This window comes from Herbaspirillum sp. Her3, from assembly GCF_057961275.1.
The window spans coordinates 4,329,530-4,344,108 of sequence record NZ_CM176328.1 but is presented as its reverse complement, the minus strand read 5'-3'; the positions used below and the strand labels follow the sequence as shown (position 1 = coordinate 4,344,108).

Annotated in this window: 11 protein-coding genes; 2 read left to right on the top strand and 9 right to left on the bottom strand. The window is 64.8% G+C overall.

The genetic code is table 11. The features are described from left to right. Window positions 1–102: 102 nt before the first annotated feature. Both ACVC5H_RS19800 and recG read right to left on the bottom strand, forming a co-directional pair. Window positions 103–285, bottom strand: coding sequence for a hypothetical protein (locus ACVC5H_RS19800; protein WP_489619460.1), 183 nt, complete (start codon window positions 283–285; stop codon window positions 103–105). A gap of 11 nt (window positions 286–296) precedes the next feature. Beyond that, entirely contained in the window at window positions 297–2,405 is a 2,109-nt protein-coding gene (gene recG, locus ACVC5H_RS19795; protein WP_489622733.1) for an ATP-dependent DNA helicase RecG, read from the bottom strand. Window positions 2,406–2,618: 213 nt separating this feature from the next. On the opposite strand from recG, the gene queA reads away from it, so the two are divergent. Both queA and tgt read left to right on the top strand, forming a co-directional pair. Beyond that, the gene (queA, locus tag ACVC5H_RS19790) at window positions 2,619–3,635 is read left to right on the top strand and encodes a tRNA preQ1(34) S-adenosylmethionine ribosyltransferase-isomerase QueA (protein WP_489619459.1); all 1,017 of its coding nucleotides are present in this window, start codon (window positions 2,619–2,621) and stop codon (window positions 3,633–3,635) included. Between the two features lie 26 nt (window positions 3,636–3,661). Next, entirely contained in the window at window positions 3,662–4,792 is a 1,131-nt protein-coding gene (tgt, locus tag ACVC5H_RS19785) for a tRNA guanosine(34) transglycosylase Tgt (protein ID WP_489619458.1), read from the top strand. A gap of 22 nt (window positions 4,793–4,814) precedes the next feature. On the opposite strand, the gene ACVC5H_RS19780 is transcribed toward tgt, so the two are convergent. The 7 genes from ACVC5H_RS19780 to chrA form a co-directional block, all read right to left on the bottom strand. After that, window positions 4,815–6,611 (bottom strand): ATP-binding response regulator, encoded by a 1,797-nt coding sequence (locus tag ACVC5H_RS19780; RefSeq protein WP_489619457.1) that lies wholly within the window; start codon window positions 6,609–6,611, stop codon window positions 4,815–4,817. 19 nt (window positions 6,612–6,630) lie between these two features. After that, a complete protein-coding gene (locus ACVC5H_RS19775; RefSeq protein WP_489619456.1) occupies window positions 6,631–7,242 on the bottom strand; it encodes a response regulator in 612 nt (203 codons plus the stop codon). A gap of 127 nt (window positions 7,243–7,369) precedes the next feature. Then, window positions 7,370–8,851, bottom strand: coding sequence for a PAS domain-containing sensor histidine kinase (locus ACVC5H_RS19770; RefSeq protein WP_489619455.1), 1,482 nt, complete (start codon window positions 8,849–8,851; stop codon window positions 7,370–7,372). Beyond that, window positions 8,838–9,806: an HDOD domain-containing protein gene (locus ACVC5H_RS19765; RefSeq protein WP_489619454.1), complete on the bottom strand. Its 969-nt coding sequence runs from the start codon at window positions 9,804–9,806 to the stop codon at window positions 8,838–8,840. The genes ACVC5H_RS19770 and ACVC5H_RS19765 overlap by 14 nt, the downstream gene beginning before the upstream one ends. Beyond that, window positions 9,803–10,840 carry an HD domain-containing phosphohydrolase gene (locus tag ACVC5H_RS19760; protein ID WP_489619453.1) on the bottom strand — a complete coding sequence of 346 codons (1,038 nt, stop codon included), beginning with the start codon at window positions 10,838–10,840 and terminating at the stop codon, window positions 9,803–9,805. The genes ACVC5H_RS19765 and ACVC5H_RS19760 overlap by 4 nt, the downstream gene beginning before the upstream one ends. After that, window positions 10,837–13,029, bottom strand: coding sequence for an ATP-binding protein (locus ACVC5H_RS19755; RefSeq protein WP_489622732.1), 2,193 nt, complete (start codon window positions 13,027–13,029; stop codon window positions 10,837–10,839). The genes ACVC5H_RS19760 and ACVC5H_RS19755 overlap by 4 nt, the downstream gene beginning before the upstream one ends. Before the next feature lie 299 nt (window positions 13,030–13,328). Continuing rightward, window positions 13,329–14,543: a chromate efflux transporter gene (gene chrA, locus ACVC5H_RS19750; RefSeq protein ID WP_489619452.1), complete on the bottom strand. Its 1,215-nt coding sequence runs from the start codon at window positions 14,541–14,543 to the stop codon at window positions 13,329–13,331. Window positions 14,544–14,579: the final 36 nt, after the last annotated feature.

The window sequence follows — 14,579 nt, the reverse complement described above, 5'->3', positions numbered from 1 at the left end:
TTTAGCGATGGTCACCTGGCAGAACGGCAGGGCGGCGGGGAACAAGCGTGCGCGGTCCGCTGCCGAGTGATGAACCCGTTCTTCGTGGGCCGTAGATTGGACTCAGTACTGCCGTACGTCAATCGACATAAAGCGAAGAAATTCTCGATTTTTGCGGAAATGTGGTTGGCATTTTGCTGATTCGGGTTTGCAGCCCTTGCGCTGGCCCACGTCCTGAGACATGCTGGAAAGCTTTTCTGCCGGCGTCCCGCAGCCTGCGACGGCCAGCACCTTCTTGCTGACCACCTTCTGCCGCCTCATACCTTGAGGAAGTCTTCCCGTCCCCCGAGCCAGCGCGCCAGATGGCGATCCACGATGTCAGGCGCATGCTGCAGCAGGGCCTGGGCGGTATCGCGGGCCTTTTCCACCAGCCACTGGTCGGTTGCCAGATCGGCAAAGCGCAGCATGGCTTCGCCCGATTGCCTTGCTCCAAGGAATTCCCCCGGCCCGCGGATATCCAGGTCGCGCCGCGCGATCTCGAAACCGTCGGTGGTCTCGCGCATGGTCGCCAGGCGCTGCTTGGCGGTGCCGCCCAGCGGGCCCTGGTACAGCAGCAGGCAGACGCTGGCCGCTGATCCCCGTCCCACGCGTCCGCGCAGCTGGTGCAACTGCGACAGGCCGAAACGCTCGGCATGCTCGATTACCATCAGCGAGGCATTGGGCACGTCCACGCCGACTTCGATGACGGTGGTGGCCACCAGCAGGTGGATCGCGCCGCGGCTGAAGCCTTCCATCACGATCTGCTTTTCCACCGGTTTCATGCGGCCGTGCACCAGGCCGATCTGCAGGTCAGGCAGCGCCGCCGAGAGGGCGGCGTGGGTATCGGTGGCGGTCTGCAATTGCAGGGCTTCGGATTCCTCGATCAGCGGGCAGACCCAATAAATCTGCTTGCCTTCCAGTGCCGCCGCATGCACCCGCTCGATGACTTCATCGCGGCGGTTCTGGTCGATCACCCGGGTGACGATGGGTGAGCGCCCTGGCGGCAATTCGTCGATCACCGACACTTCGAGGTCGGCGTAATAGGTCATGGCCAGGGTGCGCGGAATGGGCGTGGCCGACATCATCAACTGGTGCGGCACGGCCGCTGCATCGCGGTCGGCGGCATTGAAACTCTTGTTGCGCAAGGCCAGGCGCTGACCCACGCCGAAGCGATGCTGCTCGTCCACGATCACCAGGCCCAGGTTCTCGAACTGCACCGTGTCCTGGATCAGCGCATGGGTGCCGATGACCAGACGCGCCGCGCCGGATTCGATGTGGGCCAGGGCTTCGGTCTTTTCCTTTTTCTTCTGGCTGCCTGAGAGCCACGCGACGCCCACGTTGAGCGGCTCCATCCAGGCGGCGATCTTGCGGAAATGCTGTTCGGCCAGGATTTCGGTGGGCGCCATCAGCACCGCCTGGCAACCGCTGTCGATGGCCTGGGCGGCGGCCAGCGCGGCCACCACCGTCTTGCCGCTGCCGACGTCGCCCTGCAGCAGGCGCTGCATGGGGAAGGACTGGCGCAGGTCGGCGCGGATTTCTTCCAGCACGCGCTGTTGCGCGCCGGTCAGCTGGAAGGGCAGGATTTTGGTCAGTTCCTCGGTGATGCGCCCGGTCACTGGCAGTGCGCGCGAAGTCTTGGCACGGCGCGCGGCCTGGGCGCGCTTCAACGACAGTTGCTGGGCCAGCAGTTCATCGAACTTCATGCGGATCCAGGCCGGGTGGGAACGTTCGATCAATGCATGTTCATCCACATCCGGCGGCGGATTGTGCAGCAGCCGCACCGAGGGCTCGAAGGCGGCCAGGTTGAGGGTTTGCAGCATCGAGGGCGGCAGCGTGTCGCTCCAGTCCAGGCGGCTCATGGCATTGGCGATGGCCTTGCGCAGATAGGCTTGCGAGAGCCCTTCACCGGCCGGGTAGACCGGCGTGAGCACCTCCGGCAAGGGCGCGCCTTCATTGACCACCTTGTAGGAAGGGTGGACCATCTCGGCCCCGAAAAAGCCGTGCCGCAATTCGCCGCGTACCCTCACACGCGTGCCTTCGGCCAGTTGCTTGGTCTGGCTGCCGTAGAAATTGAGAAAACGCAGCGTGAGCTGGCCGCTGTCGTCGCCCATGGTCACGATCAACTGGCGGCGCGGGCGGAACTGCACCTCGCAGGACGTCACCACGCCTTCCACCTGTACCGTCTGCAAACCGCGCATGGAGGCTTCGGCGATGCTCATGAGGGTAGTTTCATCCTCATAGCGCAGTGGCAGGTGCAACACCAGGTCCATGTCATTGTGCAGGCCCAGCTTGGCCAGCTTGTTTTCTGGCTTGGCGGCCGGCTTGGCGGCGGATGCGGCTTTCTTCTTCGTGGCCGGCGGGCTGGTTTTCTTCGCGGTAGCGGGCATGCGGTCGGCGTGATAGGGACGGAGGGCCATTCGGGCGAGTCGCACGCGCATATGGGAAAAACGCGCAGACAGCGTAAAATAGCGGGTTACGCTATTTTACTGTGATTATTTACAGTATCAATCCCGCCGGCAACACTTCTTGCCCGGGACGCGCCGCTGCTCAGGCGCCCTGAGCGCCGCCGCACGCACTGCCTCCATCATTATTTTGCAAGCATGTATTCTCTTTCCGACTTCGATTTCGAGCTCCCCCCCGAGCTGATCGCCCAGACCCCGCTGCCCGAGCGCAGCGCTTCGCGCCTCTTGCAGGTGCAGGGCGCGCAACTGACCGACCGCCGTTTCTCCGACATCGTGGAGCTGCTGCAACCCGGCGACCTGCTGGTCTTCAACGATACCCGCGTCATCAAGGCGCGCCTGTTCGGGGTGAAGGAAACTGGCGGCAAGATCGAGGCGCTGGTCGAGCGCATCCTCGATCCGCGTACCGTCCACGCCCAGGTGCGCGCCTCCAAGTCGCCGCCACCGGGCACCCGCATCCGCCTGGCCGATGCCTTCGACGTGACCGTAGGTGAACGTTTCGGCGAATTCTACACATTGCACTTCCCGCAGGATGCCTTCGAATTGCTGGAGCAATACGGCAGCCTGCCGCTGCCGCCCTACATCGACCACGAGGCCGATGCCTATGACGAAACGCGCTACCAGACCGTCTACGCCAAAGAGCCCGGCGCAGTGGCCGCACCGACGGCCGGCCTGCACTTCGACCAGACCCTGCTGGAGCAACTCGCCACGCGTGGCGTCAAGCAAGCCTTCGTGACCCTGCACGTGGGCGCCGGCACCTTCCAGCCGGTGCGGGTGGAAGACCTGTCCCAGCACAAGATGCACAGCGAGTGGTACACCATCTCGGCCGAAACGGTGGAGGCCGTGCGCGCCACCAAGGCCGCTGGCCGCCGCGTGATCGCGGTGGGCACCACCAGCATGCGCGCGCTGGAGTCGGGCTCGCAGAGTGGCGAGCTCAAGGCCGGCAGCGATGACACGCAACTCTTCATCACGCCCGGCTACACCTTCAAGACCGTGGACCAGCTGGTGACCAACTTCCACCTGCCCAAGTCGACCCTGCTGATGCTGGTCTCTGCCTTCGCGGGCTATGAACACATCCGCGCCGCCTATGCGCACGCCATCGCACAGAAGTATCGTTTCTTCAGCTATGGCGATGCCATGCTGCTGACCCGTACCTGAGAAACCCGGAAAGAACAGAGAACCCCATGCTGGAATTCACCCTCCTGAAGACCGACGGTAAAGCCCGCCGCGGCCGCGTCAAACTGAACCACGGCACTGTTGAGACGCCCATCTTCATGCCGGTCGGCACCTATGGTTCGGTCAAGGCCATGTCGCCGCTGGAACTGAAGGAAATCAACGCCCAGATCATCCTGGGCAATACCTTTCACCTGTGGCTGCGCCCGGGGCTGGAAGTGGTCAGCAAGTTCGGCGGCCTGCACAAGTTCATCGGCTGGGACAAGCCCATCCTGACCGATTCGGGCGGCTTCCAGGTGTTTTCCCTGGGCGAGATGCGCAAGATCACGGAAGAGGGCGTGCACTTCGCTTCTCCCATCAATGGTGACCGCCTGTTCCTCTCGCCGGAAATCTCCATGCAGATCCAGCGCGTGCTCAATTCGGATATCGTCATGCAGTTCGACGAATGCACGCCCTACGAGATCGACGGCCGTCCCGCCACCCGCGAAGAAGCCGGCAAGTCCATGCGCATGTCGCTGCGCTGGGCCAAGCGTTCCAAGGATGAATTCGATCGCGGCGAGAATCCCAATGCGCTCTTCGGCATTGTCCAGGGCGGTATGTTCGAAGGCTTGCGCGATGAATCGCTGGCCGGGCTGGAAGAACTGGGCTTCGACGGCTTTGCCATTGGCGGCCTCTCGGTGGGCGAGCCCAAGGAAGACATGATGCGCGTGCTGGAACACGTCGGCCCGCGCCTGCCGGCCGACAAGCCACACTACCTGATGGGCGTGGGTACGCCAGAAGACCTGGTGGAAGGCGTCTCCAATGGCGTGGACATGTTCGATTGCGTCATGCCCACCCGCAATGCCCGCAATGGCTGGATCTTCACCCGCTATGGCGACGTCAAGATCAAGAACGCCAGGTACAAGAACGATGACCGTCCCTTCGACGAAAGCTGCGACTGCTACGCCTGCAAGAACTTCTCGCGCGCCTACCTGCACCACCTGCATCGTGCCGGCGAAATCCTGGGCGCGCGCATGAATACGGTCCACAACCTGCACTACTACCTGCAACTGATGCAGGAGATGCGCGACGCCATCGATGCCGGCACCTTCCAGAATTTCGTGAAGACATTCAAGGAAGACCGCGCCCGCGGCGTCGACTGATCTCCTGACAGGCCCTAGTCCATCAGCGATGGCGCACCCGCTGCGCCGTCGCCGCCAGCCGCAGCAAGGCTTCCCACAACTGCGCCGGTGCCACCGGCTTGTGCAGCACCGGAATGCCGCTCTGGCTGGCTTCGCGCAGCCGTGCCGGGGCTGTGTCGCCGGTAATCAGGAGTGCGCCGATATCGCGCCCGCTGGCGCGGCGCACGGCGGCAATGGCCTCGGTGCCATTGCGGTGCGCGCGCAGGCGGTAGTCGCTGATGATCACGTCGAACACGTGCGATCCTGCCAGCGCTTCGGCTTCTTCCAGGCTTTCCACCTCGATGCTGTGACAACCCCACTGCGCCAGCAAGTGCGCCATGCTGTCGCGCACGCGCTGATCGTCGTCCACCAGCAGGATGCGCAAGCCTTGTAGGTCGCGCTCCATCATGCCCTCCGGCGCCGGTGCGTGCGCCGGTAGCGGCGTGGTGGCCACAGGCAGCTTGAGCTTGAAGACGCTGCCGCGTCCGGGCCGCGATTGCACCGTCAGTTCCAATCCCTGCCGCTTGGCCAGGCCCTCGGCGATAGCCAGTCCCAAGCCCATGCCCTTGTTGTGATCGCGTTCGGGATTGCCCAGCTGGTGGAACTCGCGGAAGATTTCCTGCTGCTGCGCCGGGGCAATGCCGATGCCGGTATCCCACACCTCCAGCCACACTCGCGCACCGCGCCGACGGCAAGCCACCAGCACGCCGCCGTGCTCGGTATAGCGGATCGCGTTGGAAACTAGGTTGCGCAGGATCAGTTCGGTCAGGGCGGCATCGGCATGGGCCACCGCATCGCTCTCGCGCAAACGGAATACCAGGCCCTTGGCTTCGGCTTGCGTGGCCATTTCGCGGCTGATGCGATGGATCAGCGCCTGTGGGCGGAAGGGAGCGGGCTGCGGCGTGACCACGCCGGCCTCGATCCGGGAATAATCCAGCAGGGTATGCAGCATCTCGGCACAGTTGTCGGCGGCATTGCGCAGGCGGCTCACCACGTCGCGCTGCATGGGGTCCAGCGGCGTATTGGCCAGTACCTCCAGGAACAATCCCTGGGCATGGATGGGCTGGCGCAGGTCATGGCTGGCACCGGCCAGGAAGCGCGACTTGGCGGCATTGGCCTGTTCGGCCTGCTGCAGGGCTTGCCGGGTCTTCTCGGACTGGCGCTGCAGGCGTTCGATCAGCGCATTGTTTTCAAAGCGCAGCATGATGGCCGCCTTGGCCGCACGCGCACTGTTGCGCGCCTGCACCAGCAGCGAGGCCACGTAGAGCAGGGCGGCGATGGCCAGGACCTGCAGCGAGGCTTCGTGGGTATGCCAGGCGCTGGTGGCCAGCATGCCCAGCTCCACCAGGCAGAACGAGACGAAGGCCGGCATCACCGGCGAGAGGATGGACATGGAGTTGCCCGCCACCCCGGCCAGCACGCCGATGAGCAGGATGCTGCCGCCGGGGCTGGCGGTATCCAGCGCCAATGGGGCCAGCCAGCCCCAGGCCGCGCCATCGATACCATGCAGCAGGACCAGCCGGCGCTTGATCCGGCCGATGTTGCCGGGCGTGATCTCGGCTGTCAGCAGACGCCGCGCGTCGGCATAGTCGAACAGCTTGGAAGCGATGACGCTACCGGCCCAGGCCAGCAGCGGCAACAGCCCGGCGTTGTCGCGCAGCGCGTACACCACCAGCAGCGCCACCAGGATGCCCGGCAGCACCGAACTGCCGAGGTTGCCGCACAGCAGCCGGATCTGTTCGACCCGCACGCGGTGCAGGGTGTCTTCTCCCAGCTCGGCGGAGGGAGCAGAAGAGGCCATCCAGCCCGGGCGCTCCATCTCAGCTCACCAGCCCGCGCCGGCGCGCGGCGAAGGCGGCCTCGGCGCGGTTGTCCACGTCCAGGGCCAGCAGGATCGCCTGGACGTGGCCACGGATGGTGTTTTCCGACAGATTGAGCCGGCGCCCGATGGCCTTGTTCGTCAGGCCCTGGCTGAGCAGCCCCAGCACCTCATACTGGCGCGGCGTGAACTGCGGCTTGCCGGCGGTCCCGGCGGTGACGCCCTCCAGCGGCTGGGCATGCTGCCCTCCCGCCACTTCCAGCAAGACCTGCAGGATGTGTTCGGCGGTGGCCGCCTTGGAGACGAAGGCCGCCGCCCCGCGCCGGGTGGCTTCGCGCACGGTCTCGTCGGTATCGTCGGCCGAAAGGATGATCACAGGCACCTGCGGCCACTTGCGCGCCAATACCGACATGCCGTCGATGCCATTGAGCCCGCCCAGCTGGATGTCCAGCAGCACCAGGCCTGGCATCTGGCTGTCTTCCAGGCGCATGGCATCCTCCAGCGAGGCGGCTTCGGCAATGTTGGTGTGTGGCAAGGCGGCCTGCAGCACCAGCCGCAGGCCGGAACGAAAGAGCGCGTGATCGTCGATGATCAGAAGACGTGAAGTCGGCATGTTTGGAAACCCTCCCGCAGCCGCTATCGCAATGCGTATCGGCCTTCGGAAACTGTTTTTGTTGTGCCGCGATTCTACGCTGTTGTGAAGGATTGAGCCGGAGTACGGCGCCCTCCGTTGCGCTGGCTCAAGCAGCCTCTTCGAGGCAGAGCGTGAACAGGCTGCCAGCCCCGGCCTGGCTTTGCACGCTGATGGTGCCACCCATCAGATTGGCCAGCTTCTGGCTCAGGTACAGGCCCTGGCCCATGCCGTCATGCCTGCGCGAGGCCGTGGCGTCGAGCTGGGTAAAGGCGCGAAAAAGTTTTCGCTGGTCCTCTTCGCTGATGCCGCAGCCGCTGTCGCGGACTTCGATCCAGCTGGTGAGGCCTTCCGCGTGGCGTTGCTGGCGCAGCTTGACCTGCACCTGGCCGCGCTCGGTGAACTTGATGGCGTTGCTCACCAGGTTCAGCAGGATCTGCGTCATTGCGCGGCGGTTGGCGTGGATCCGGACCTCGCCCGTGTAGGCAGCGAGGTTCAGCTGCAAGCCCTTTTTTACTGCAGCCGGACGCAGGACCGCCACCGCTTCCTCGATCAGCTCGGAACAGAGCAGGGCCTCGGGAATCAGGTCGGCTTCCTCGGCTTGCATGCGCGAGACGTCCAGCAGGCTTGTGATCAGTTCCAGCAGGTGCTGGGCACTCTCATGCACGGTCTGCAATTGTTGCTCCTGGTCGGCCGTGAGCGGACCGCCCATGCGCGTGAGCAGGATTTCGGTGAAGCCCAGGATGGCGTTCAGAGGCGTACGCAACTCATGCGAGGTATTGGCCAGGAAGCGGTTGCGCGATTCCACCGCATCCTGCAAGGCGCGGTTTTTCTCGGCCAGGTCTTCCTCGATGCGCTTGCGGTCGCTGATGTCGCGCACGGCAATCATGAGGAAGGTCTCGCCCTCGATGACCAGCGGGCTCAGGCTCACGTCGACCGGGAATTCGCTGCCATTGCGCTTCTTGCCGCACAGGTCGGGCGTGGTATTGCTGGCCGGGCCCGCCGTGCCGCAGAGGTAGTTGGCCAGGTTCTGCGCATGCATGGCCAGGAAGCGCTGCGGGATCAGTACGTCGATGGCGCGTCCGGTCAGCTCACCCACCTCCCAGCCGAACAGTTCGCCGGCCCGGCGATTGGCCAGCACTACGCGGTCCAGTGCATTGACCACGATGATGCCGTCAGGCAGCGAATCGTAGAGTCCGTGGACCTTCGCGGCAATGAGGCTGATGTCGCGCAGCACGGTGGCCTGGCTGATGTCGCGCTTGCAGGAGAGCACGTATTGCGGCTGCCCGCGTTCATCGCGCAGCAGCTTGTTGGAGACCGACAGGTGCAGCAGCGCGCCATCCTTGCGGCGGCGTATCGACTGGCATTCGGCGCGGCCCATGGCGACGGTATCGGCGAAGACCCGGTCTTCCTCGCCGCGCCGCTCGGGCGGCACGATGAAGTCCGACAGCTGCTGGCCCAGTACCTCCCGGGCGGCATAACCGAACAACTGTTCGGCGCAGCGATTCCAGTAGACCACCCCGCCGGCCATGTCCATGAGGACATAGGCGTCGGGGGCTTCGCTCAAGAGCAGTTGTTCAAGGTGTTGCATCACTGCTGTCGCCGGCCTCTTGCAGGCGCAGCAGTTTGTCGTGGATCTGGCCGGGCAGGCCCTGCCACAGGGTCTTGGCGCTCAGGTGCATGCTCTGGGTCCAGTCCTGCCAGTCTTCGCCGGCCACCTGGTACAGCTCGGGGAAATCATGCGGCGCCAGTTGCAGTTGCGGCAGCGCCCGCGCCACCTTGGGCAGGGCGGCCTCGGCCACCTGCGGGGTGCCGCAGCCCAGCTCGGCCATGGCCGCAGACAGGTACAGGGTCCAGATGATTTCCAGCGGGCGCGGCACCGGCCATTCCTGCGGCAGCGCCGGGGTTTCATAGTGCAGCACGGCATCGCAGAACAGTTCCGGAATCTTCCAGTCCTGCATCAGTGCGGCGGCGACGTTGAGGTGGTTGAAGCCGAACAGCGACTGTTCCATCGCCTGTTGCGCGGAGGGCTCCAGGGGCCGCGTGAGCAGCGCCGAATAGCCCGCCGGGTGGGCCGAGGCCAGGGTCAGCTTGCCGATGTTGGCCAACAGGCCCGTGGTGAACATTTCTCCCAGCGGCGCCACGCGGGTGTGGCTGCTGATGGCCTGGGCGCTGCACGCCATCGCAAAGCTGTGTGCCCAGAACGCCGGCAGCTTGAAGTTCACGCACGAGGCTGGCGCCGTGGTTTCGGCCAGGGATAGCGCCAGGGCCAGCTGGCGCACGGCTTGCAGTCCGACCAGCAGCAAGCTGTCCATGCTGACCGAGGCGATCGGGCGCACGCGGTCGGCATTGAGCACGTTGACGATGCGGATGATGCGCCCGGACAGGGCCGGATCGCCCTGCACCAGATGGATCAGTTCATGCATGTCCGGATCATCCTGCGCACACATGCGCATGATGGTCAGGCGCACCCCGCCGGGCGAGGGCAGGGCTTGCGCGGTCCTGAGCTGCTCGAACAGCGTGGGTTCGATGAAGGTGAGCATCATTGGCGGTCCTGATTGCGGTTGTAGATCTCGACCACCTCCTCCCAGCCGTCAAAGAAGGCGTCCACGCAGCGTGGATCGAAGTGGCTGCCGGCATTCTTGCGCAGAAACGCACCGGCGTCTTCCAGGCTCCAGCCTTTCTTGTAGGGGCGCGAGGAGGTCAGCGCGTCGAACACGTCGGCCACCGCCACGATGCGGCCATACAGGGGGATATCCTCACCCTTGAGGCCATTGGGATAGCCGCTGCCATCCCATTTCTCATGGTGGCTCCCGGCGATCTCGGAAGCGGTCTGCAGCAGCGCCGAGGGACTGTCGCGGAGGATATCGGCACCGATCTGGGCATGCATGCGCATGACCTTCAGTTCTTCTTCATCGAGCCGTCCGGGTTTGAGCAGGATGTGATCGGGAATGCCCATCTTGCCGATGTCGTGCATGGGGGCTGCACTCTGCAGCAGGTCCTGTTCTTCCTTGGGCAAGCCCAGGCGGGCGGCGATGATGCGGGTGTAGTTGGACATGCGCACCAGGTGTTCGCCCGTTTCCGGATCGCGGTAGCCGGCCGCGCGCGCGAGCAGGTCCACCGAATTGAGTGCGAGGGTATTGCTGTGATGCGCCTTCTGTTCGACCTCCTCGGACAGGTGCTCGATCTTCTGGCTCATGGCCAGCTGCGACTTGCGCATGGCCAGCATGTTTTTTACGCGCGCCAGCAGCTCGACCCGGTTCACCGGTTTGGAGAGAAAATCATTGGCCGTCATCTGCAGCGCCTTGTGGCGCACCTGCAGGCCCATGTCGGCGGTGATCATGATGACCGGCGTCATCTCCTGGCCCGGCATGGCGCGAAAGCGCGAGAGGAAATCCAGCCCGTCCATGCCCGGCATCATGTAGTCCAGCAGGATCAGGTCGGGCTCGTGCGTGCCGCACCAGTCCAACGCTTCATAGGCGTCCGGGCAGGTACTGATGCTGGTGTCGGGCAATTGCGCGAGCATGTGCGTAAATAGCGACAGATTGGTCTTGTCGTCGTCGACGATCAGAATCTTCATGTGTTCCCCCGGCCCCTCTCTTGTAGGTGTTGCCGCAAGACTGCGAAGGCGCGCGCGCACTCCTCAGCCAGCGTGCGGACCTGCGCCAGGTCACCCTGGCGTGCCGCCATTTCCATCTGTCGCCCCAGCTGGCCCAGCGCCTGGATGCCCAGGTTCAGGCAGCTGCCCGCCAGCCGGTGGCCCAATGCCTGGAGCTCGCCCAGCAGCGGATGGCTGGCCTGGCAATACCGGGCCAGCTCGTCCATTACCGGCGTGGTGTGTTCGATGAACATCTCCAGCATCTCGCCGGCAAGGCCAGTGTCCTCACCGAAGAGTTCCTGCAGGCGGCTTTCATCCAGTATCGGCGGCGCAGCCCCGGCCGAGGCCGCTGGCTCTTCCTGCGTGGCGGGCAGGTAATGCTCCAGCATCGCCGCCAGTTGCGAGCGCAGCAGGGGCTTGGTGAGATAGTCGTCCATCCCTGCCTCCAGGCATTGTTCGCGGTCTCCGGCCATGGCATTGGCGGTCATCGCGATGATCGGGGTATGGGCCCGTTCGCCCTGCAAACGCCGGATGCGGCGCGTGGTTTCGTAGCCATCCAGCACCGGCATCTGGCAATCCATCAGGATCAGCGCGTACTTGCGCTGCGCCAGCTTCTCCAGCGCCTCTGCGCCGTTGGAGGCGATGTCGACCGCGTAGCCCATGGCATTGAGCTGGTACACCGCCACTTTCTGGTTCATTGCATTGTCTTCCACCAGCAGGAGTTCGTGCGCTTCGTGCTGCCCTTGCTGCCCCGGATGGGGCAGTACCCTCATGAGACGGCCCGCTGCCGGTACGCTGGCGTCCGCCTGTTCCTTGCCGCTTTGCTGCGGATCGACTGCGCGCAGCAGCTGTTGCTTGCGCAGCGGCAACTGCAGTGCTGCCGACGTTGCTTGTCCGTCTATATTAAGGCCGTGTACGCCATGGTCAAGCAGCACGCACGTGAGGGTGGGCCGTTCGGCATGCAGGCGCGCCAGTACCGCCGTCGGCGGCACATCGCGGATCTCGCTGCTGACGATCAGGGTATCGATGCCGCTGGCGGTGGCTGCCGGGCCGGTCAGGGCCGCCAGGGCGTCGCTGGCGCTGCTGTAGCGGATCGTTTCCAGTCCGGCACCGCGCAGGTATTCGTGCAGCATGGCGGCGCTGCCGTCATGCGTTTCGAGCAGGGCCACCTGTCGTTTTTTGGCTGCAAGCGGGCGGCTCGGGAACCGGGGAGGTTGCGCCACGGGAATGCCCAGTTCGAACCAGAAGCAGGAGCCGGTGCCGGGCGTGCTCTCCACCCCGATCTTGCCGCCCATCAGTTCCACCAGTCGCTTGCAGATCGACAGGCCCAGGCCGGTGCCGCCATATTGGCGGGTGACCGAATTGTCGGCTTGCGAGAAGGGGGAGAACAGGCGGCGCAGCGTGTCGTCATCCATGCCGATGCCGCTGTCGCGCACTTCGAAGCGCACCCGGCAGTGGTCACCCGCGACATGCAGCGCCTGCACCCGCAACAGGACTTCGCCCACGTGGGTGAACTTGAGCGCATTGCCCAGCAGGTTCAACAGGATCTGGCGGATGCGTCCGGGGTCGCCCAGCAAGCGCACCGGCAGGCGCGGATCGACGTGCGCCAGCAGCCGCACGTGCTTTTCGTGGGCCTTGAAGGAGAGCGCTTCGGCACTGGCTTCCACCACTTCCAGCAGGTCGAACTCGACCACCGCGATATCCATCTTGCCGACGTCGATCTTGGAGAAATCCAGGACGTCATTGACGATGCCTAGCAAGGCATTGGCCGAATCCTCGATGGCCTTGGCGAATTCGGCCTGCTGGGTATCCAGCCGCGTGCTGCGCAAGAGACCGGCCATGCCCAGCACCGCATTCATGGGCGTGCGGATTTCATGGCTCATGGTGGACAGAAACGCCCCGCGGGTGAGCATGGCCTGGTCAGCCGCTTCCTTGGCCAGCACCAGACTGCGGGCGGCGCGCTGGTGCTCGCGCAGCAGGCGCAGCAGGATCAGCGCGCGCACCAGCCACAGGGCCAGCACCATCAGGATCAGCCAGGCTGGCCAGTCGGTATGCCACAGCGCGGTCACCGTCAGCACGGCAAAGCCGGCCTCGGCCAGGCCCAGCAGCAGGCGCCCGTCGCGCGGGGCGGCCGGGGGGCGCTGCGCATCGGTGGTGGTGCTGTCTGACATCACGAGCTTGTCTCCATGGGTTCCGGCTCCGGTTCGATTCTGCGCGCGGGCGTGAATTGCCCTTGCCCTCCATGGAATCAATTATAACGAATAGATCAGTAAATTGCCGAATTTGTTTTATTTGTTCCCGTGAACAGATGCGCATGTGGTCAAAATGCGGCATGAGGTTGTGCTTGTCGTGACGATCATATCGGATGGTGCGGGATGTCCGGTCAGTCCGGGCGTACTTTCTCGCAAGATGTTGAAATAAATAATATTATTATTTGCAATTATTAAATTAATGATATTGATTTAATCGCTTAATGCAGTCCAGGCACGCTGGCCGCCAGCACCCCCAGCAGCACCACTGCCCAGGACGGCCACTTGCGCCAGACCAGCGCTGCGAAGGCGGCCAGGGCGATGAGCAGGTCACGCACCGTGAAGATGGCGCTGGTCCACACCGGCTGGTAGAGCGCGGCCAGCAACAAGCCGACCACGGCCGCATTGACGCCGGCCAGCACCGCCTGCATGGCGGCCTGGCGGCGCACCCCGTCCCAGAACGGCAGCAGCCCGGTCACCAGCAGGAAAGACGGCGCGAAGATCGCCAGCAGGCACAGTACGCCCCCGGCCACGCCATTGGGCCAGGACGACATGACCACGCCAAGATAGGCAGCCAGCGTGAAGAGCGGGCCGGGCACCGCCTGGGCCGCGCCATAGCCGGCCAGGAAGACATCCTTGTCCACCCAGCCGGTGGGCACCAGTTCGGTCTGCAGCAGCGGCAGCACCACGTGGCCGCCACCGAAGACCAGCGAGCCGACGCGGTAGAAGATATTGAGTTGCTGCAGCCAGGCCGCCGGATGAAGCGCCGCCAGCAGCGGGATGCCCGCCAGCAGCACGAAGAAGAGCGTGAGGCAGAACCGTCCCGTGCGTCGGCTGACCACCAGCGGCAGCTGCTCTTGCAGCGCGATCTGCGGACCGTGCAGCAGCAGGCGCCCGGCTACGCCGGCCAGCGCGATCACGCCCAGCTGCACCAGGCTGCCCTGCACCTGCCAGGCGGCCAGCGCCGCCAGCAGCATGATGAGCAGGCGCAGTGGTCCCCGGCACAGGGTGCGCGCCATGCCCCACACCGCCTGCGCCACGATGGCCACGGCCACGATCTTCAGGCCATGCACCACCTCGCCCGAGAGCCAGCGCGCATCCTCCAGCACCGACAGCGCCACCGCCATCAGCAGCAGTGCCGAGGGCAGGGTAAAGCCCAGCCAGGCGGCGGCCGCGCCGCGATAGCCGCCCCGGATCAGGCCGATGGCCAGCCCGACCTGGCTGCTGGAGGGGCCGGGCAGGAACTGGCACATGGCCACCAGGTCGGCATAGGTCTGTTCGGAAAGCCAGTGCCGGCGTGCCACGAATTCCTGGCGGAAATAACCGAGATGGGCGGCCGGCCCGCCAAAGGAAGTCAGGCCCAGCCGCAGGAAGACCAGGAAGAGGTGCCAGGCCGGCTGGCGCGGGAGCGTATCGGGAGCTGGGGAAGCGGACATGCGGTGGTCAGGTCGGAGGATCGGTTGCGGTGGCGC

Coding starts and splice junctions, on each gene's coding strand:
- ACVC5H_RS19770 (WP_489619455.1), bottom strand. CDS start 8,851: ATGCAACACCTTGAACAACTGCTCTTGAGCGAAGCCCCCGACGCCTAT.
- ACVC5H_RS19780 (WP_489619457.1), bottom strand. CDS start 6,611: ATGGCCTCTTCTGCTCCCTCCGCCGAGCTGGGAGAAGACACCCTGCAC.
- queA (WP_489619459.1), top strand. CDS start 2,619: ATGTATTCTCTTTCCGACTTCGATTTCGAGCTCCCCCCCGAGCTGATC.
- ACVC5H_RS19775 (WP_489619456.1), bottom strand. CDS start 7,242: ATGCCGACTTCACGTCTTCTGATCATCGACGATCACGCGCTCTTTCGT.
- recG (WP_489622733.1), bottom strand. CDS start 2,405: ATGCCCGCTACCGCGAAGAAAACCAGCCCGCCGGCCACGAAGAAGAAA.
- ACVC5H_RS19760 (WP_489619453.1), bottom strand. CDS start 10,840: ATGAAGATTCTGATCGTCGACGACGACAAGACCAATCTGTCGCTATTT.
- ACVC5H_RS19755 (WP_489622732.1), bottom strand. CDS start 13,029: ATGTCAGACAGCACCACCACCGATGCGCAGCGCCCCCCGGCCGCCCCG.
- ACVC5H_RS19765 (WP_489619454.1), bottom strand. CDS start 9,806: ATGATGCTCACCTTCATCGAACCCACGCTGTTCGAGCAGCTCAGGACC.
- tgt (WP_489619458.1), top strand. CDS start 3,662: ATGCTGGAATTCACCCTCCTGAAGACCGACGGTAAAGCCCGCCGCGGC.
- chrA (WP_489619452.1), bottom strand. CDS start 14,543: ATGTCCGCTTCCCCAGCTCCCGATACGCTCCCGCGCCAGCCGGCCTGG.